A 21,733-nucleotide genomic window follows, 5' to 3' on the forward strand; every position below is an offset into this window, starting at 1 on the left:
CAAAGAATGAATAAAAAAACACTTATTGTCTTAGTCTTGGTAATTTTTAATATAATCCCATACACGGCTATTTCTAAAATAGACGAACTAACAGAACCCGCTGTGACACGTGAAAGTGACTTCAATTTTGACTGGAAATTCACCCTTGTTAGCGAAACTACATTACCCAATCAAATACCACTAAATGACACCGGATGGCGCAGTGTTCGGCTCCCTCACGATTGGAGTGTAGAGCATTCTTTCAGCGAGTCTTTAGAAGGTGCAACAGGTTATCTTCCTGGTGGCGTAGGCATATATCAAAAGCATTTTAGAACGCCAGTCGCCCCATCAGATAAGAGTACTTTTATACTTTTTGATGGTGTTTATAACAATACTACATTATGGCTCAATGGTCAGCCGATTGGCGAAAACCCCTATGGCTATTCACCATTCTATTTTGAATTGACGGATTTTTTAAAAACGGATGATACTGAAAACGTATTGACGGTGCATGTTGACCATTCACGTTATGTTGATAGTCGTTGGTATACCGGTAGCGGTATTTATCGAAATGTGACACTGGTAACCGTTGATAAATTACACATTCCAATTTGGGGGACATTTGTAACAACACCCGAAGTCTCGGAAAAAGAGGCGAGAGTTAAGTTAGAAATTAATGTGCTTAATCAAGCCTTAAGCGCCAGAGAATTTCAATTATCGACGAAAATATTTGATGCGACTGGCAATGCCGTTTCCCAAACTAAACAATCTCTTTCAATGCCAGAATTAGGTGATACGACTTTTACCCAGAAACTTAAGGTTACTCATCCTAAGCTTTGGGATATTGAAACGCCCAATTTGTATAAAGCCGTCACAACCATTAGCTATAACGACCAAATAGTGGATAGCTACACCAGTACATTCGGGATCCGCGATATCAAATTTATCAATAATAAAGGGTTTGAATTAAACGGTAAGCTTACTCAAATTAAAGGAGTCAGCCTGCATCATGATGGCGGCTTAGTTGGGGCTGCAGTGCCAAAAGGTGTTTGGAAACGTCGCCTACAAAAACTCAAAAATGCCGGGGTGAATGGCATACGCACTGCCCACAATCCCTATTCCCAAGAGTTTTTAGACCTATGTGATGAGATGGGCTTTTTAGTACAAAACGAGTTCTTTGACGAATTTGATTACCCCAAAGACAAACGCTTAAACAAACATGAGCGCCATGATGATTATATTAGCCGAGGTTACACCGAGCACTTTCAAAAATGGGCGAAAAGTGATCTGACTCGAACCATGCTACGAGACCGTAACCATCCCAGCATAGTGCAGTGGAGTATTGGTAACGAAATTGAATGGACCTATTTAAATTATCGCGAAGTCACAGGCTTTTGGGATCCAGATGCAGATGATATTTCGGGGAATTTCTGGGGCGGAGAGCCTAAGTTTAGTGTTGTGGAACTTAGACAACGCTACAATGAAATGCCTAAAAAAGAGTATGTTCTAACTGATACTGCAAAAAGATTAAGTGAATGGTCACGGGCATTAGACTCAACTCGCCCAATCACTGCAAATATGATTATTCCTCAAGTGAGTTTAGTCAGCGGGTATGCTGATACTGTTGATATTGTTGGTTTTAGCTACCGCAATGTAACCATTCCATGGGCACTCAATAACTTTCCCGAGAAGCTAATTACGATTAATGAAAATCCCGGAACTTGGGATGACTTACTCTATGTGTATCAATATCCAGAAGTCTTCAGTCAATTCATGTGGACAGGTATAGATTATATGGGAGAGCGCCATCAAAAATGGCCTCACAAGAGCGGCTGGGGCGATATTCTTGACCTAGCGGGTTTTGAATTACAAGGGTACAACTACTTCAAAAGTGTGTGGGTAAACGAGCCACATCTTTCGCTAGGGACATTGCCATTAAGCCAATCAGGTTTTTCCTTAGATAAAAAAGCAGGCTTTGCGCTTGCAGACAATGACAGAAGTTACTGGTGGCGTGACTCCAATACGCATTGGAATTATGAAAAAGGCGAGCCAGTTTTGATTGAAGTGGCAGGTAACCACGCCATGGTTGAATTATTGCTCAATGGGCGTTCTTTAGGTTTTCGAAGTTTGACGAAAAGCCCTGATCGCTTACTTCGTTGGGTAATACCTTTTGAAGAGGGGGAGTTAGTCGCTCGAGCCGGTTTTAATGGGCAAGAGCAAAGTGCAAAAGTAGTGACGGTCGATAGAGCAACCATTTTAAATATATCCACTGATAAAACTGAATTGCTTGCAGATGGTTATGATGTGGCACATATAGTTGTTCAACTGCAAGATGATTTGCACCGCAACGCCACTACTGAAAATTTTCGAGTAACGTTTAATATTGAGGGAGAAGCACGTTTGCTTGGTGTCGACAATGGTGCACCAGATAATATCCAAGACTTTCAATCTGCAAGCCTAGTTACACATAAAGGTCGTGCCTTGGCAATTTTGCAATCTATTAAAGGAACATCAGGAATAATAAAAGTTACTGCTAAAGCCAATAGCATTTATGCTGGCGAAGTCAGTATCAATCTTAAATAACCCTAGTACGGGCTGAGTTTCAAGTAAAAAATCACTCCTAAGCAGAGAAGCATCATTCAGTATTATTGTAAACAATATGCATTTAATGATTTACATTATGTGTTAGGTGTAGGATTATTGTCTCATTAGAATGTTGATTCGAATATTTTTTTCGTTTGATAATATATGAATATAGTTAATTTTCTATCGAACGTTTGTTTGTCTATTTAAGTCATCGTTTTGATATTTGTTTAATATTTAGCCAAACGAACGTGAGAAAATTAATGAGTAAAAAATATAAGTTTTGTAAGGCGGTTATGTTAACTATGACTGCAACTATTGCTGCAAATGTTTTTGCCGCTCCTCCAGAGCCTGAACCAGGTAAACGATGGGTAATTAATCCATTATTTTCAGATGAATTTAATAGTGATGAACTAGATAACTCTAAATGGTTTGATCATCATCCATTATGGAAGGGTCGAGCACCTGCCAAGTTCGATCCATCAACTATTTCTTTAGTAGATGGTAATTTACAAATTCGTAATAAATTGCTTGAGGAAGTTGATGGTGACTTTACTATCGGCGGTGGAGCCGTGCGATCAAAGAGTGATCAAGCCTCATTTGGTTATTATGAAGCAAAATTCAAAGCCTCACAGCTAACAATGTCAACTACATTCTGGTTATCTAACCCAAGAACTAAACTTGTTGGCTCTAATAATGTTGGTGCTGATTGTGAAAGTGATACTTGGTCAATGGAATTAGATATTGCTGAACAACTTGGAGCGTTAGTTGATGCAAATTGGGCCAGTAGTTTCATCAACGCCCAGCAGTATAATACGCACTTCTTTTATAATGATTGTGATGGTGCGTTATCTGACTATAAAGCAGGCGTAAATGCTGCAGAGGGTAACGGTGATGTTGGTGTTGATAACTCACTACCTAATGGTACTGAGTCATGGGAACAGTTTAATACATATGCAGCTTGGTGGAAGAATGAAAATGAAGTTGAATATTACTTAAACAATAATTTTTCGGGCAAAGTACAAGTTGCCACAGATGTTCTTGATAAGCCATTTAATAGAACAATGTCAATGAACATGGTAACTGAAACCTATAATTGGGGAACACCATATCCTACGGCTGAAGAGTTAAATAACGAGAGTAAAAATACATCTTACTATGACTGGGTTAGGTCTTATATATCGATTGATGTGGATGCAGATAAACCTAGCTTTGGCGAGAGTGAAAACGAGAATGAACAAATCGTTAAAAATGGAAATTTTGAAACGGGTGATTTTAGTAGCTGGGTTGGATGGGGCCCAAATACACGAGAAGTTTCAAATGTAAGTGCTAATACGGGTGGGTATGCTGCTCACCTTATAGGCCCAGGTGCACATGAACAAGCGATTATCTTAGAAAAAAATACGGACTACCGACTTACTGCATACTTGAATGTTCTATCAGGTGCGGTTCGTTTAGGTGCCAAAGTTAATGATAGCGTAGGTACTGTTTATGGTAATACTGAACAAGGTTTAACTGCTGGAGAATTCACTAAAGTAGAATTTGTATTTAATACTGGTGATCAAACCAATATTAAAATATTTGCTTGGGGACTCAACCCTTCTGAATATTACTTAGATGATGTTTCTGTTGAAGTCATCAACTCAATTGTTAGTAATGGAAATTTTGAAGCGGGTGATTTAAGTAGTTGGGTTGGATGGGGTCCAAATACAAGAGAAATTACAGATGTAAGTGTTAGTACGGGTGAATATGCTGCCTATCTTGTAGGGCCAGGTGCACATGAACAAGTGATTAACCTAGATAGAAATACTGATTATCGTCTAACGGCTTATTTAAATGTACTCTCTGGAAATGTACGCTTGGGCGCTAAAGTTAATGATAATGAAGGAGCTGTCTATGGTTACACTGAGCAAGGATCAACTGCAGGGAAATTCGCTAAAGTAGAATTTGAATTTAATACTGGCGAACAAAATAGTATTAAATTATTTGCTTGGGGTCTTAACCCTTCTGAATATTATTTAGATGATGTTTCTGTAAATGCGCTAAATGTGAGCAATGAAGACGAAGGAGATGTCATTGCTGCTGATATTTTTGATGATTTAGTGACATTCAAATCTCAATCTTATGAAGATAACATTTTAAATTTTGCTTTCTTGTATAGCACTGACGAAGATCGCAACGCAAATGTAGTGTTGTTGGACGGTGATAGTGTTGTAAAAGTTGAAGCTATTTCGTTAAAGGCAGGTTATGGACATATGTTAGCCGCTATAAATATTGAGCAAGCTAACTCATATGGTGCACTAGCCATTCGTATTGACTTATTGTCTGAAGATGGCGTAACTGTGGTCAATACTACAGAGCTTACATCAATCGACCTTGGTGGATTAAAAGGTGACTGGGATGGTGATGGTGATATCGATATGGATGATGTTAGAGCTTTGGTCGGCGCTATTCAGACACGCCAAAATATTGATTTAGCTTTTGATATGAATAGTGACGGCGTGGTGAATATATTTGATGCCCGCGCGATGATGGCTGTTTGTACTAATGCACGTTGTGCTGTTCAATAAACATTTATATTCAATCTCAGTTCTGGAAAACCGCGCTAATGAGAGGCCGCACTTATCCAGAACTGAGGTTATTTAATTTATAGGAAAAAATATGAAAATTTTAGTCGCGTCATTATTCTTTTTACTTAGCATTCAGGCATCGGCCGGTATTATTAGTCTTGAACTTGATGATACTAATTTAGCTATTGGAGATAGCCTACAGGTGAGTGTTTTAGGGACTGGATTTAATGCTTTTGATACGTTGGATCTTTCTATTGAGTTTGATACTAGCTTATTCTCTTTAGATTTATCTTCTGTTAGAGGTGCTTTATTTGATGTGCCAGGAGCTTTTTTCTCTGTAACAGAGCAAAGCTATGGCGTAGCCGTTTCATTTCTGGACTTTTTTCTTTTTTCTGGAGGGGCATTTTCAATTGCGACGTTTAATTTGAATGCAATAGCAGAAGGGGGGTCTTCCTTTGAATTGGTAAACATTTTGGCAGGAGCCTTTGAGCCACTCACATTAACTACTAATACAATTGTGGCTACAGCAGCAAATATTGATGTTAATGCATCAGTTACTTCTGTTTCTGCTCCACCAATATTAGGCATCTTTATAATGTCAATTTTGGTAATTATGGGCTTTCGTCGTAAGGCACAGTTTAAGATAAAATTAATAAAGGAGGTGAACTAAGCCCTCCTCCTTTTTATCCAATGGTTATATAACCATTTTTTATGTAAATAATAATTCCATTGTTTAGCGCGAATTAAATAAACGCCAATCCTCGCTGGAGAAAATTGAAATCATGAAGTTAATTCAGAAAAACACCGTATCCTTCATTGTATTATTAAGTTTAATTTCCTGCGTCGATAGCTCTGATAGTGCTTCAAACATTAATATGCTCAACTTAGATACAAAGCACAAGGGGCAGAAAACGGCAGATGATCGCAATAAAAAGCTAAAACAGATTGAACGCGTTGCCAATTCAGGCCCGTTCGCACCTAATTGGGCGTCTCTTGCCGATTATAAAATTCCTGCTTGGTACCAAGACGCAAAATTTGGCATTTTTATTCATTGGGGTGTGTATTCGGTACCTGCTCACAATGGAGAATGGTACCCACGCAAAATGTACATGCAAGATGAAAAAGAGTTTACCTATCACAAAGAGAATTTTGGTGATCAACAGTCCTTTGGCTACAAAGATTTTATTCCTCAATTTAAAGCTGAAAATTTTGATGCCGAGACTTGGCTAAAAATAGTCAAAGATTCAGGTGCAAAATATGTTGTTCCAGTTGCCGAACATCATGATGGATTTTCATTATATGACAACTCATATACGCGCTGGGATTCAGTTGAGATGGGGCCAAAACGGGATGTCATAGCAGAACTAAAAGCCGCCGCCGAGAAAGCCGATATTTATTTTGGTGTTTCAAGCCACCGCGCTGAAAACTGGTGGTTTTTTGCAGGAGGGCGAGAGTTTCCTTCGGATGTTCAAAATGATGAGTTTCGTGACTTATATGGCCCAGCAGTAAATCGAAAGTCTTCTGAAATTGGTATTACAGCTCCTTCAAAAGCATTCATGGATGATTGGTTGTTGCGCACTGTAGAGATTGTCGATAAATATCAACCTGATCTTATTTGGTTTGATTGGTGGATGGCTTCAGAGCCGTTTCATGAACATGTTCAAAAATTCACCAGTTATTATTATAATGACGGTAGTAATAAAAGCCGAATGCCGGCGCTAAACTATAAAGATTTAGGTGATTTACGTTCATTTAAGCCTGGCAGTGCTGTTCTTGATATTGAACGAGGACAAATGTCTGAGACTTACCCGCATTTCTGGCAAACAGACACCTCGGTATCGCTTACTTCCTGGGGATACGTTACTAATCATAGCTATAGAGATGCCAACTCACTGGTTGACGATTTAATTGATATTGTCAGCAAAAATGGTTCTATGCTGCTGAATATTGGGCCTAAATCTGACGGCACGATCCCGCAAGCTGAAATTGATTTATTAGCCGAAATAGGTACATGGTTAGCATTAAATGGTGAAGCTATTTATGATACTAGACCTTGGGTTACATTTGGTGAAGGCTCAACTGACGTTGTTGATGGCACCCACTCAAATGATGGTGAAAAACATCGCACAGACTTTAATAGCAGTGATATCCGATTTACCAAAAATGGTAAGACCCTATATGCCATTATGATGGCTTGGCCAAAAAATCGAAGCACATTAATTATTAAAAGTATTAACCAGCAGAATCAACCTACCAAAATTAGACGAATTACCATGATAGGCAGTGATGAAGTCATATCCTTTGTGCAAACTAAGCATGGATTAGAAATATCACTGCCCTCTGTCTCCCCCTCTAAGTACGCTCAGGTAATTAGAATAGAGCAGTAAAACTACTTATTCATTATTGTTTAGCGTTTGCGCCGCCAAACCGGCGAGGGTAAAGCGTTTTATTGACCTCGCGCGCTGCCTCAACCATTTCATAATAGGGTACGTCTGCGTTAGTCACAAAACCTACGTTGTAGTTTTCACCATCGTAGGCGCGCCCGGTAACCGGTGAATCAGTATATTGAAACCAATGTGCACCGACCATATATGGGTCATCAATCACTTTTGCCATGTAGTTTTTGTACATGCGAGCGCGATCTTGTTGGTCAGCAGAATGAATCAAACCAGGGTGATATAAGCCCGAGTCGACTGTTCCAAAATGGTATTCGCCTATTATACTGGGCATATCCAATTCCGGTAATATATGCCATGTAGAGTCGTGCATACCTTCTCGGTAATAGTTGTAACTCATAACATCTACATATTTTTTGGCGGCTCGAATGCCTTCAGGATTTATACTCCATGCTGCCATGCGTACACCCATATACAAATGATTAGGCATGACTTTTTTGAGTTCACCCTGCACCACCTTAAAGTACTGGGAGGTGTATGCTTCTAATATTGCCGATAAGTCTGGCACCATTTTTTCTTTCACATTTTCGATTTCAAATGGTTTAGCAAACGCTTCCCAAGAGGGTAAATTCATATTCCAAGCTCTATTAAGTTTGTCGATACTGGTATATTTGTCTTTCATCATGCCCATGAATATGCGTTTTGCTGGGCTGGTGTCAGCATCCATCATAAAATTTTGTACCGGAATACGATAATGAGCATTCAGTGAGTCGGTAGTTCCCCAGCTTTTTTCATTATCGATAAATACACCAATACACCAGGGATTGTTTTGCACTTCTTTGGCAACAACCTCTACCGTTGCTTTAGCTCGTCTTGCAAACTCAGGGTCGTAAGGGTCGGGCATAGGTGACCAACCGTGGCCATCGGCGGTTACAGTTTTAAAATCACCAATAATCCAACCGTTTGCAAAGTAGGGAAACTGATTTTTTTGGTAAAATTCTACATCAACCCAGTTACCAAAAGATGTCATTCCCCAGCTTCGCATGCGCTTAATAGTCACATCTTCCCAATCGTCAATAAAAGATTCTGGATAACGTTCACCATATCGTCGTTCTAAATTTGCTTGGTAAAAGCTATAGGTTTCGCCATGACTTAATGGCCCTATGTGGGTGCTACGTCGATAGCTGTAATGGTTACCTAGTTCATCGTCATATTCAGGTAGCCAATTAAACATGTTATGCCGAAGGCTTGATGAAATATAACGGGTTTTCTGCGCTTGTTCAGAAACCGGGCGTATGCCTAGTGAATCCTCGGGCGTAACATCTTCTGGATCACGGTAACGAACCGAGTCATCTTTAAAATCAACACCGGTTAATGTAGTGGTATTGGCAATGCGAATATTGGCTATTCCTGAGGAGAAAAATAAGTATCCTTCGGGATCAACTAACGCCCATTTACCGTCCACTTTTTCGGTTCTAAAGTATCCTGTGGCATTTAATTGAGGTCCATTTTTCCAACCTCCAAACTTAGAGCGGTCATCTAATACAGGGTTAGCGTTGAGGTCAGCGAGTTCTTCGGTAGCTAGTTGTTGCAGATGTGCTAGGGATTTTACTTTATTACGATAGTCAGTTTTGGCAGGTTGACCAAACTTATCGACTAAGCCAAGCAAAAACGTAGGGTCAAGCGCTGGGTTTGTGCGTGCCTGAATATTGTCGAGGATCAGTTCTTTATCGACTATATTGGTTGATATAAAGAAGGAAATCCCTTGGATACCCGAGAGATCTAGTAATTTCGCACCAGTCATATATGGCATTCTATATTCGTCGGAAGACCAAGCGGCAGGATCGGCCCTTAGACCACTATCTACGCTAATTTGTTTACCACTCAAATCGATATAATAAGTCTGCTGTGTGCCAGCAGGTATACTGATACTTCTGTTTTGCAATTCACCATGTATGTCTGTTATGCGCACATATAGTTGGACTGACTCGCCTCCGGTATTGGTCGCGTCAAACGCAATATTCATTTCACCAAGATTAGTAAAATCCCAAGGTGAGTTTGGCGATAAATCAAGTGCAGAATATTCATATTTAGCATTAAAATGTAATTTAAGTGCGGTATTGCCTTCTGTTACTCCTAAGCCATTAACCAGCGAAGCTTTTATATTTCGCTCGTTAGCATCTGAGGGTAATGAGTCGGATTCGAAACTATAAAGAATTCTTGTTTCTTCTCTGCTGATAGGTGAGTCGGGCTTGGCAAGGGAAGCACGATTGTTACAAGCGCTAAGCGTTGCTAATACTGCCATAGCTGACACAATTACAGATAAGTATTTTGACATGATAAGCATACCTTTTTATTAAAAAAATGAGCTGGGTTCGAACTTGGTTTTACCTTTACTGCTTTTTAGTGCTGTGCATTTTATTCGCTTCAATATCAGTTAAGACAACGGTTTCACCATTTCTCCATCGAACTTCAATTCGTTTAATTTGGGATTCTTGACCAAGACCAAAATGGACTTTATTGAGCATGCTTTGCGAAAAGGATTCGCCCGCTGAGCCCACCCGTTTTTTGTATTGTTTACCTAAAGCTGTGGTTACTGTGACTAGCGCAGAATACGCGTCAACTTTGCTCACAGGGCTATAATTAACATCGATTAATACAAAATTATTATTGTTATCGGTTACGTTTTTATATAGATACCAATGACCTTCTTCTTCACTGCCATTAAGCATGTCGAGTTGACCATCTAAGTCAAAATCAAAGGCTTGACCCATATCGCCATGCCCGGGATCATTTGGAGTTAAAGCGCCATGTTGAGTGGTCATTTCAAAGCTGTTGTTACCTGTATTGAGTAAGACTAAATCTGCGATGCGTTCTTTTAAGAATCCATAACGATATAAAAATACGTCTTCAAAGCCGTCATTGTTTAAATCTCCGTGGGTGACTCCCCAGTGATCTCCTCCAGGAGGTAGATTCCAATCTTCAGAGGAATCAACAAAATGATCCCCTTTATTGATTAACAACACATCTTTTTCGTTACGGTAGTTAGGTGTCCAGTCGTGACTCACATTACTTATACCCGTCAATGAAAAAGATATTCCCCAATAAACATTTTGATCCCTAACCCATTCAGCTTTCCATTTTCCGTTTCCTAGGTAGCCAATGTACATGCCATTGATTTCTCTTTTTTCTGGCCAACCTTTAGCCATTTCTGGACTAATACGTAGAGTTTTGTTTGCCGATTTCATTTCTTCTGGGCGTTGGTGATTTTGAAAGCCTTTTGCGTTGACGATTTTACGCTCTTTGTTTTCACCTAAAAAGATTGCCCATCCACCATCATATAAACGATAAACAAGCTCCATATCAGATAGGGTAATATCGCCGTTGGCTGCAAAGTCGATCAGTGTTTTGCCGGTTTCACCGTCGTCACGAATGTCGAGCTTTTTGTTTGTAGGGTTAAAATCGATGGATTTTCTTGAAAGTTGATAATGGGTTTTGCCACGGGCAAAATATAAATCAAATAAGCCGTCGTTATTCACATCAAGTTGCGCCGCATTGATAATGTGGTTTTGCCCATTAACATGTTCAGGCAACCATTGTTTTGAAACGTCGGTGAAGGTCCAATCGCCATTATTGAGCCACATTGATGCAGGTGAGAATAGCAAAAAATCATCCTTGCCGTCGTTGTTAATGTCGGTCACTAAGGCACGTTCAGCATAAGCATCTTCTAAACCAACAATATTTACGTTAGTAAAGGTGCCTTCTCCATTATTTTTATAAAAAATTTGTATTGGCCCATCATAATTGGGTCTTTGAGCATTGAATAATGCAATATCTAAATCGCCATCAAGATCAATGTCAACCCACCTAGGCGCTCGTCCCCTTGAAGGAATATTAATGCCCGCCGCAGTGGATACATTAGTAAATTCACTGTTGTCATTTCTATACAATTCATAGGAGGTTGGGTTACTGCCACTTCCTCCCCCTAGTGCAACTAACAAATCTAAATCGCCATCATTGTCATAGTCACCGAAGCTCGAACCGTGTAAATCTCTAGGACTGGAAAATAGGCGTTTGATATTAACATTACCTTTGTTATTGGTAACAATTTGAGTGGGGACATGATTATGATTGTTAAGGGCAAAATCGTAATCACCATCTTGATCATAGTCGGCAATAGCAGGTCCGCCGTATTTGTAAGTTTCTTCGGTATCAAGGCCAATTTCTTTGGAAATATTCTGGTAACTAGGCAAGCTAAGTCCGTTTATATCTTCAAAGTAAGCACTGTTAATAGTGATGTTATTGCTTCTGCCGGAAAATTTTAAATCATATTGGCCTAACGCCTTAAAGGGTACCAATACATTTAGCGTATGCTCGCCTGCGCTAGGAATATCGATATTGTCTACCACTAATTCGTCGTTTGCGGACAAACTTAAGCTACCGTAATGTTTGTCTAACGTTATCTTTAACGTTAGCTTTTTAAGTAAGGTACCTTTTACCAGATACACGGTTTCAAAATCTTTTTGACTATTAAGCAATACGGCGTGACTAATTAAATCATGTGTTTGCAACACGTATTGTGATGAAAGTTTATCTGTAGAAGTGCTGCAACCATTGACAGCGAGGATGGCTGCTAGGCCTATAGCGCATGTTTTGAGGGCGAAGTTTAGTTTTTTCATGACTAATTGTTCCTTTATCGTAACTAAGGTTGATTCACTCCAACTATATAAGTTAAGCGTTAAGACTAACGACATTATTAAGCGAAAGTTCAAAAAAATGTTTCTTTATTGTATGTTGTAGGTTGTATATTGTAAACAATATGTTGTTTCATTAGTTAAAACTTATGTCATACCCCTATATTTTAAAACGCTAAATTAACAAAGCCTGTAGACAGGTTGCCAATGTTTAACAACGTGTATTGCAGACTGTTCCAATTAATTTCAATCTGTTTCGATATGTCTTTACACATTTCGATTTACGTATTTACTGCCCTTTATTTTCTGGATATTTCTAACAATGCTTAATGATTGAATGTTAATTGTTGACAATATGGCCAAAGTGTCGCATTGTTAAGGGAATGTAACAAGAAGTAAAATTGCACTTATAAATGACGATCAATCACACTGCTGTCGATGACATGGTTTACTTGGCTTAACATAACGATGGCGCAGAACAAAGGATCCAAACATGCCCAATCAATTTAAATTACGACCTATAGTTATCGCTATGATCCCAGCGCTTTTCATGGCGCATTCGAACCTAGCTCTTTCACAAGAGGATAAGTCAAACTCCGAAAATGAAGAGTTAGAAATAATAGAAGTCACGGGTTTTAAAGGTAGTTTACTGCGGTCTTTAAATAATAAACGTACTGCTGATTCTGTTACTGACTCAATATTTGCAGAAGATATTGGCAAATCGGCTGACCAAGATATCGGTGAAGCATTGCAGCGAGTAACTGGTGTATCAATTCAACGCGGCGAAGGCTCTGGAGAAACTGAAGGTACAACTATTACCATTCGCGGTGCTGGGCCAAATCTTAACAATATTTCATTAAATGGTATTTCGTTAACCAGCAATACTGAAAACCAAGCCGTTGATTTAAGTGCTTTCTCATCAGATATTTTAAGCTCTTTAGAGGTGATGAAAACCTCAAGTGCTGACCAAGATGAAGGCAGTTTAGGTGCCAATGTTGAGTTAAGGACCTTCAAACCTTTAAATGTAAGTAAAAACAGACGAGTACTTGAAGTTCAGGGCCGTTATGATGACTACGTTGAAGGAAATGACTTTAAAATATCTGGGTCGTTTTCGGAAAAACTTTTCGATGACAAACTCGGTGTCTACATGACAGCGTTTAAAGAAACACAAGCTTCTCGTCGAGACATGTATTCAACCAATCAACTTGTAAAGTTCAATGCACCCGACGCTATTGACTCGCTTACTGGGGAAAGAACTGGGCCAGTTACCGGTTTTATGAATGGCCAAAATGGTTTTACGCTTTTCCAGAACAACTTGGAGCGCCAAGGTCTTACCACTACGGTACAATGGGCCATTAGCGATGCTAGCGAATTAAACCTCAATCTCACGTATTCAGACCAATTAAGACAAACTGACGACAACAGTATTGTTTCGATTGGTGACCAAGAACCCTATGCCGATCAAGATCTTGCGAGAATATATAATCCTGATGATCCTTGGATTGTTTATGATTCACAAAGCGAAAGATTCATTAAAAAAGTTGATCGCGGAGCACGTGGTCGCACTACCAGCGAACAATCGGGTATTAATACTAAAAATACGATTTTAAACTTAGAATTTAGCCATTATTTTACTGATGATTTTAGTATGAGACTTCGTTCAGGCTATTCTAAAACTGTTGCTGATGACGAATATTTTACACGCTTTAATACCAACAATTATCGAAATGTGCCAGACGATTTACTTGCTGCAGTAGCACCCGAACTCATTCAACCAGCAGGATACGACTGTACTACAGGTGTATGTTACAGCGTAACAGGCACTGGATTGGTTGATTTCGGCCCAGATATTGATGGTGTACCGCAAACCGGCGTAGGCACTGAACCCAATGGTGATAACATCGTTGTTACTGCATATAATCCCGACGATTTAGCGGCTATACACTTACAACAAGCATACACTCGCGACAGAACCTTAGAAGACAAACAAAAATCGATTTATCTCGATTTTGATTGGAATGTCGAACTAGGTCCAATTACCTCATTTGAGTTTGGTGGTAAGTATCAAGAACGTGATAAAGATGTATTTAACCAAGAGTTCTTCTGGCAGGGAATTCCGCAACCTCAAGGTGTTGAAGCCTTAGGTATTGCGATTGACTCAATTCGATTAACTGATGTTACCGACGGCGAAACACCTTATGGTGATAATTTCTTAAAAGACTTAGGTTATGACCGCACAAATACTACTGATGGTTGGTTTACCTTAAATGCGCGAAAAGCACTGGATGCCGTATTTGGCAATGAAAATATAGTGGGTGTGCCAGATTTATCCAACGATAGGGTTATCGGCTTAAAAAATTCCGCTTTTTATATTAAATCAAATTTCGAATTTTTAGATGGTCAATTAACTGGTAATGTCGGTTTGCGTTATGTTGAATCAAAAGTAGAAGCCTTAGGTTATTCATCGGTTAATTTTCAGAATCTCAATTTAGTGTCGTATGATTTACTTAAAATCGCTACCGATAGTACTTTAGCGACCTGTACAAATGAGCAGCTATGGATAAATGGCACACCCGGTGGTGGTACAGGTAACGTCAATCTTGCTGGTGAAATTGATGCAAATGGAAATGTTGTACCGATTGCTAGCCAAAGCTGTTTTGACCCAGGGTTTAACGCTAATGGCGTATCACGATCGCGTTATGTTGATAATTCAACCCCTGCTGACCCCGATCAATTTAGTTCAACAGCAAGCAATACAGAAAAAAATTGGTTACCGAGCTTTAGTTTAAATTATGCATTAAACGAAGATACCGTAATACGATTTGCCGCTTCAAAAACCATGGCAAGACCAAGAATCGATTCATTAAAACCAAGTTACAAATTTAATGAAACGGTGTTTGGCTCAGGCGATTCGTTTGCGACAATTAGCAATCCATTCTTAAAGCCACTTGAATCCAAAAACTTAGATTTATCTTACGAATGGTACTTTAACGAAGGAGGTGCACTAACGGTTGCGCTATTCAACAAAGATATGAGTAACTTTGAAGAAAGTGCATCAATCAGTGCGCATTGGCAAGACCTGCGGGGATTAGATGCCGATGCATTATCAAAGCTAGACCCTTTTACCGACATACTTATTGAAAAACCTAGCGGCGAAACGATAAGACATGATGCCTCACAAGCTGACGGTTCAAATTGTATTATAAATCGTCTACATAGATTCCAAAGTAACGCGATAGATCTGCAAGGAGATTGTGACACCATATCCGTAACGTCAATTCGAAACGGTAGTGGTGGTAGTAATAGAGGAATTGAAATTGGATATAACCAAAATTTTGATTTTCTACCAGGTGTTTTTAGTGGTCTAGGTACAGCAATTAACTATACTTATTCAGACTCGAAAACAGAAGAAGAAATGGGGCAATTGGGTAGCACCCTTGCGGCCTTACCATTAGAAAATATTTCTAAACATATCTACAACATTTCTACTTTCTGGGAAAACGAAGGAAACCTAATCCGTTTAGCTTACAACCATCGTACAGACTCACTAGCCCGACGTTCATTTGAATCAGGTGCTCTATGGAATGAAGGTGGTGGACAGTTAGACTTATCAGCAACCTACAAGATAAATGGTAACTTTTCTTTAACCTTTAATGCGGTGAATCTAAACAATAGAGAATACCGCCAGTATTACACTAACTTACAAGACTCTGATTTCGCGATTGAAGGCAACGCGCTAGAAGGTGAAGCGAATAAATCAAGAACTATTCGCCAATGGGTTTCTGGCACTATTTACCGCGTAGGTATTAGAGGTACTTTCTAACACTTCATGCTATGTCTCAAATTTGCGTGTGTTAAATACTTTAATTGGGAATACATAACAGTACCTTAGACGAAATCTAATTATTACCCCCGCTAAATAGCGGGGATTTTTTATGCCTCAACTAAAGCTTATATGACAGTTTCTCTTAGGTGAATTAATACCAAGTAACGAGCATCCTAATAATATTTTTTATACAATGGACGTTCATTAGGTTACTGAAGTTTGACTGAGAGTTCCGATCGTTTGCTTCGCTGGATTGCACACTTTGAAGAAGGTGAATTGATTGCTCGCGTAGGCTTTAAGGGCCAAGAGCAAGAGGCAATATTGACCACAGTTAGCAAAGCGGTCGCTTTGAATCTATCCACAGAGAAAACTGAAATGATTGTAGATGGATATGATGTGGCACACCTAGTTGTTCAACTCCAAGATAGTTTAGGTCGTTTAGTCAACACAGAAAATACTTGGGTGACCTCTAGTATTAAAGGAAATGCGCGTTTACTTGGCGTTGACAATGGTGCGTCAGATAATATTCAGCACTTCCAATCTAAAAGTTTGGTAACAGATAAGGGGCGCGCGTTGGCAATAATACAACCTTACAGAGGTGCATCAGGAACAATAAATTTTTCTGTTATGGCAAATGGATTTGAGACGACAGAAATGACAATTAATCTTAATATAGAATGTTTGCGCACTTGTTAAATACATAGCTTGTGCGCAATTTTGATAGGTTGGAGTTAACAGGTTTGGGATTAAACAAGACTAACTGGGTGTAGGGTAATGGTGTTATCAATAAGCTTGTTTTGATCAATAACAGCACCGCTTTTAATTAATTTGGTGCCAATAACATACGCTTTTGCATTGTTAACTGCATCTACGGCCAATAAGCGCTCATCGTTAAAATACCAGATTGAAAATTTGTGCTCAGATTCGGACACTGGCTCTTTTCGCACAACAACATTATTGAAGCCTGTTGATAAACCAACCATCTGCAGTTTGACATCATATTGATCTGACCAAAACCATGGCATGGTATCGTAAGTATGGTCCTTACCACATATCGAGGCTGCCGCTACCTTCGCCTGATCAACTGCATTTTGTACAGATTCCAATCGAATCATTCTATTGTAATGGGGGTTGTGATGATAACTGCAATCACCGATTGCATAGATATCACTATCATTAGTGCGTGCGTTGCCATCAACAACGATACCATTTTCAATCTTTAGATCAGCCGCAGAGGCCATCTCAGTATTTACCAGAATGCCCACACCCACTATGATTATGTCCGCTGGATATTGTGTACCATCGGCGCAAACTATGGTGTTGCTGTTGTTGTTCGATTCGATAGCAACAACATCTTTCGCGGTAAAAACATCTACTCCATGTTCACTATGTAATTGTTCGAAAAAATCGGACATTAGGGGCGCTGTTACCCGGGCCAAAATTCGCGACTCACGTTCTAATACGGTAACGCTGGCGCCCATTTTTCTCATGGATGCGGCGGTTTCAAGACCAATATAACCGCCTCCAATAACGACCACTCGTTTGCTATCACTTTGCAGCAACGCTTGACGTATATGATTGACATCTTCTGCAGTGCGCAAGGGATAAAGCTGGTGGGCAGAGTCGATACCGCTAATGGGCGGAATAAAAGGCCGGGCACCCGTGGCGATAATCAACTTAGTGTAAGGGTGCTGAACGCCGTCATTGGTGCTGACTGTTTGTTGTTTTCGATTAATCGATTTAACGTTGATCCCCAGATGCAGGCTGATATCACTTTTTTGATAACTCTCTGCAGATTTCAGTAGGTTTTTTTCAATTCCATCATTACTGGTTAAGTATCCTTTCGACAAGGGAGGTCGGTGGTAGGGTAGGTTGACGTCTCCATCAATCAGTTTTATTTCACCCTGCCAACCTTCTTTACGTAAGGCAAAAGCGGCATTGACGCCAGCGTGACTGGCCCCAATGATAATGCAACAACCATTAAGATAATTATTTTCGGACATCAGCTTAACCCTAATTGGCAACAGTTAAAATCAGGCCATCAAGATCGTCACTGATCTCGATTTGGCAACATAAACGGCTGTATTCGTTGACATTATCATCCAGTTCTAACATGTCCTTTTCAATTTCACTGGCTTCACCAGTTTTGCTTACTTGGTCTGGATTAACGTGTACATGGCAAGTAGCGCAGGAACAAACACCACCGCAATCACCGTCGATGCCGCTGATGCCGTTTTCTACAGCAAGCGCCATTACAGAGCCTGACTGGCCTTCGAGTACAATATTGTCGTTGTCTTGGGTGATAAAAGTAATTTTTGCCATGTTATTTACCTCGTTTTTAGGGATGTTATAATTTGCTATGCATAGACTTATGCAGGGTTGAATCGAACATTTAAGCTGCGGTAACCAACCTTACGTTTGAATTCATCCCACTCTTCAATATTCTCTTCGCTGTCAAGCAAATCGATAGACTGTACTTTTTCACATAGCACATTGATTAACGTGCTTAATATTTGTCTGGCATGAGTCGCCCCCAGGCAATTATGGTGACTAAAACCAAAACCCACATGTGGATTCATTTTACGGTCAAGCACAACTTCATTGGGATTTTCAAATACCGTTGCATCGCGATTGGCCGAAGCCCAGCACAGAGAAATGCGCGAATCGCCTTTGACGGCGTGTTCACAAACTTGGGTATCTTCAGTCACTACCCGGCCCATATGGGTTAAAGGTGAGAAATAGCGTACAAACTCTTCAATGGCGCGGCCGCGTATTTCGGGTTCCTCCCGTAAGCGTTGCAGAGATGCCGGATGTTCGGAGAAATAGGCGATAGTATTAGTGACGGCATTGATAACGGTATCGCGGCCGCCGGCAAAGGTAAGGATCATCACGCCCTTTACTTCTTCTTTGCTCATGCGTTTACCATTAACTTCTGCGGCCAATAACATGGAATACAAGTCATCACTTGGATTGGCAATGGCGTTGTCTATTTGTGTTTCAATGTAGTTATATAGAATTGCCGCTTTATCGCCATCGAGCGCCTCACTTTCACTGCGAAATACATGCGTACCCCATTTGATCCAGGTTTCTGCTTCGGAAAAAGGAATATTCAATAACAAAGTTAGCGCTCTGGATTGCAGAACTAAGGCAAATTGCTCAACAACTTCAATATTTTGACCCTGCAAAAAACTGTTAGTTAAATTGCTGATTTGCGCATTTAACTGTTGCTGATACTCACTTTGTAATGGGCGCTTAAACCAAGGTTCCAATAACGAACGATACTCTTTGTGCAACGGAGGATCGACCTCAAAGGGGATTTGCCGGGTACTGCGAATATTAACTTCAGAAGGGACAACAATTCGGCCAGGTACAGCACCAGATTGAAATGTTTGCCAATTATGGGCACACTTTCTAACATCTTTGAGCCTTAATACCATAGTAACAGGATCATCTTGATCACTGACTTGTGCATAGCCTTGCTGAATTCTTGTCTGCTCAAAAGGGTCATTAAGTTCACTTTTTTTCACGTCATTTCCGCCGTCAATTGAAATTAGGTTTCAAACATTTTTTAATAATGTTATTTTAATGCGTATTAATTGTAATTAATGATAAAAAAACGGGTAAAAATGGCATATTTATGCTCAATCTAAGCCTCGTTCAATGCCATTAAAAAAGCCTAATGTGGTACTTAAGTGTTGGTGCCAATAGGGCCATTCGTGACCACCATCATATATGTCGAATTGATGGGGAATCGATGACCTGGTCAAAGCGGCGGCTAAGTTTTGGTTACTGCTTAACAGTTCATCTTTGTTACCACAGTCGAACCGCAGGGGAGGAAGCTTGGCTCTATTGTTTTCGCACCAATAAATGATGTTGGTCTCGTCTTGATCTTGAGTCTGATAATTGCTCAACGGCGTTGTAGTAAATTGCGCCATATCTGCAATTTGGGTGATAGATGAATGAGCTGAAATGCCGCTAAATTTTTCGGCATATTTGCTGCCAAGACGCAGGGCCCCATAACCCCCCATCGATAATCCGGTTATATACAGGTTGCTCGCGCGACTGACTGAAGGAACTGTTGTCCCAATGGCACAGATAACATCCTCTATAATCCAGCGTTCGAAATCACCGTTATCTTGTAGTGGCAAATAGGCCGAGCCATCCCAGATGCCGCCATCGGATGGCATCACCAAAACAAACTCAGATAGCCCTTGCTGGCGTAATTGTTCATAAACAAGGTGGGCGCCACCGAGATCCATCCATACCCAGTTATTCCCATAAACCCCATGTAATAAAATAATCACGGGTAGATCCCTGGCTTGACTATAAGGATTGTAAACCGTGACATCCTGACGCCCGCCAAGATGAGTGGAGTTCAGGGTGAGCGTTAAAGTATTTGCTCGCGCATACTCTGGGTTAGATTGTTCTATTCGAATGATGGTCATAATGGCTTATATCTCACAGTGGTCGAAAATTACCACGCCTTTAGCTATACGGCCGTTTAACAGGTCGTCGAAGCCTTCAGCAATATCTTCAAGGCGATAGGTTTTGGTAACGAGTTCTTCCAGTTTGAGTTCGCCTTGCTGATGAAGGTCGAGGATGCGTGTAAAATCACGTTCGGGATTACACATGCCATAAAGAGGGTTAATGTAAATTTTGTCCCATTCAAACAACTCGCAATCAAAATCAATGCGTTGCTCAATACCGCTGACTTGTACGGCTGTACCCGCACTTCTGATCAGGGCTAAAGGGGCTGAACCCAAAGCCGGTATTGCTGTGCACTCAAATGCATAGTCGGCTCCTCTGCCATTGGTTAAGGCTTTAACTTGTTTTTTTACTTTAGTAAAATCAATATCATCTTTGCTGGCAATAATACCGTGAGTGGCGCCGAATTCTTTTGCCTGGGCTAATCGATCATCACTAATATCAATAGCAATAATTTTTGCGGCACCAGAGTTTTTAGCCCCTTGGATTGCGTTTAAACCTACACCACCACAACCAATGACACACACAGATGAACCGGCTTTCACATTGGCCGCATTGATGACAGAGCCCCATCCGGTCATCACACCACAGCCGATAATGGACGCGGCTGCAAAGGAAATCTCATGCTCTAATTTGACTACCGCCGCTTGTTTTACCATGGCATATTCACTCATGGTGCCTAAATGAAAAGAGCGTTCGATAGGTTGGTGGTTATATGTGGAAGATCCGATTTTTGCATGACCGGCTAATCCGCAGCCAGATACTGGGGAGTTGATTTCACAGATGTGTAAATTGCCTAATTGGCATTGGAAACATTCACCGCAGGGGATCGCCCAGTTCAAAATGACTTTATCGCCGACGGCAACTTGGGTTACTTTGCTGCCAATCGCATATACCCAACCGGCACCTTCGTGACCGACAATAAAAGGTTTGTTCCAATTTTGGATAGAATCCCAATCGGTATGGCATATTCCTGCGGCGGCTATTTTAACTAATACTTCATCCTCAGCACATTCGCCTACCTCAATATTATCAACGTGATAGTGCCCGTTTCCGTCTGAAATTACCGCTTTAGATCTCATCATGTCTATAACTTCTAGTGTGTTAAATAAAAGTTAAATTTAAACGTAAAAGCAGCATCATTACTGTCAGTTATCTATCAAGAAATAGCATTTATATGCTGATGAATCGAACTTTATT

The 21,733-nt window shown here is 40.2% G+C and carries 13 protein-coding genes; 6 read left to right on the top strand and 7 right to left on the bottom strand.

What is annotated here, in order from left to right; translation table 11 throughout:
- The first annotated feature begins 6 nt into the window (after positions 1-6).
- The 4 genes from AC3RV5_RS08680 to AC3RV5_RS08695 all read left to right on the top strand — a co-directional run bounded on the left by AC3RV5_RS08680 (position 7) and on the right by AC3RV5_RS08695 (position 7,519).
- A complete protein-coding gene (locus tag AC3RV5_RS08680) occupies positions 7-2,562 on the top strand; it encodes a glycoside hydrolase family 2 TIM barrel-domain containing protein (protein ID WP_489731528.1) in 2,556 nt (851 codons plus the stop codon).
- A 263-nt stretch (positions 2,563-2,825) separates the two neighbouring features.
- Positions 2,826-5,132: a carbohydrate binding domain-containing protein gene (locus AC3RV5_RS08685; protein ID WP_489731529.1), complete on the top strand. Its 2,307-nt coding sequence runs from the start codon at positions 2,826-2,828 to the stop codon at positions 5,130-5,132.
- Between the two features lie 91 nt (positions 5,133-5,223).
- The gene (locus AC3RV5_RS08690) at positions 5,224-5,802 is read left to right on the top strand and encodes a hypothetical protein (RefSeq protein WP_489731530.1); all 579 of its coding nucleotides are present in this window, start codon (positions 5,224-5,226) and stop codon (positions 5,800-5,802) included.
- 112 nt (positions 5,803-5,914) lie between these two features.
- Positions 5,915-7,519 (top strand): alpha-L-fucosidase, encoded by a 1,605-nt coding sequence (locus AC3RV5_RS08695; RefSeq protein WP_489731531.1) that lies wholly within the window; start codon positions 5,915-5,917, stop codon positions 7,517-7,519.
- Positions 7,520-7,532: 13 nt separating this feature from the next.
- Here AC3RV5_RS08695 and AC3RV5_RS08700 read toward each other — a convergent pair whose 3' ends face one another.
- Together AC3RV5_RS08700 and AC3RV5_RS08705 are read right to left on the bottom strand one after the other, a co-directional pair.
- Positions 7,533-9,866 carry a beta-galactosidase gene (locus tag AC3RV5_RS08700; RefSeq protein ID WP_489731532.1) on the bottom strand — a complete coding sequence of 778 codons (2,334 nt, stop codon included), beginning with the start codon at positions 9,864-9,866 and terminating at the stop codon, positions 7,533-7,535.
- A gap of 55 nt (positions 9,867-9,921) precedes the next feature.
- Positions 9,922-12,207, bottom strand: a complete 2,286-nt coding sequence (locus AC3RV5_RS08705; protein WP_489731533.1) for a CRTAC1 family protein — start codon at positions 12,205-12,207, stop codon at positions 9,922-9,924.
- Positions 12,208-12,715: 508 nt separating this feature from the next.
- Between AC3RV5_RS08705 and AC3RV5_RS08710 the strand changes: the two genes are divergently transcribed.
- A complete protein-coding gene (locus AC3RV5_RS08710) occupies positions 12,716-16,045 on the top strand; it encodes a TonB-dependent receptor (protein WP_489731534.1) in 3,330 nt (1,109 codons plus the stop codon).
- A 222-nt stretch (positions 16,046-16,267) separates the two neighbouring features.
- Positions 16,268-16,744 (top strand): hypothetical protein, encoded by a 477-nt coding sequence (locus AC3RV5_RS08715; RefSeq protein WP_489731535.1) that lies wholly within the window; start codon positions 16,268-16,270, stop codon positions 16,742-16,744.
- A 50-nt stretch (positions 16,745-16,794) separates the two neighbouring features.
- On the opposite strand, the gene AC3RV5_RS08720 is transcribed toward AC3RV5_RS08715, so the two are convergent.
- From AC3RV5_RS08720 to AC3RV5_RS08740, 5 genes are all read right to left on the bottom strand, one after another.
- Complete coding sequence (locus tag AC3RV5_RS08720) at positions 16,795-18,051, bottom strand: NAD(P)/FAD-dependent oxidoreductase (RefSeq protein WP_489731536.1); 1,257 nt, start codon at positions 18,049-18,051, stop codon at positions 16,795-16,797.
- A 10-nt stretch (positions 18,052-18,061) separates the two neighbouring features.
- On the bottom strand, positions 18,062-18,370 hold the full coding sequence (locus AC3RV5_RS08725) for a 2Fe-2S iron-sulfur cluster-binding protein (RefSeq protein ID WP_489731537.1): 309 nt from the start codon (positions 18,368-18,370) through the stop codon (positions 18,062-18,064).
- Between the two features lie 47 nt (positions 18,371-18,417).
- A complete protein-coding gene (locus AC3RV5_RS08730; RefSeq protein WP_489731538.1) occupies positions 18,418-19,575 on the bottom strand; it encodes a cytochrome P450 in 1,158 nt (385 codons plus the stop codon).
- 114 nt (positions 19,576-19,689) lie between these two features.
- Positions 19,690-20,493 (bottom strand): alpha/beta hydrolase, encoded by an 804-nt coding sequence (locus AC3RV5_RS08735; RefSeq protein ID WP_489731539.1) that lies wholly within the window; start codon positions 20,491-20,493, stop codon positions 19,690-19,692.
- Positions 20,494-20,499: 6 nt separating this feature from the next.
- A complete protein-coding gene (locus AC3RV5_RS08740; protein WP_489731540.1) occupies positions 20,500-21,618 on the bottom strand; it encodes a Zn-dependent alcohol dehydrogenase in 1,119 nt (372 codons plus the stop codon).
- Between the last annotated feature and the right edge of the window lie 115 nt (positions 21,619-21,733).

Source organism: Paraglaciecola sp. IT1134 (assembly GCF_058068185.1).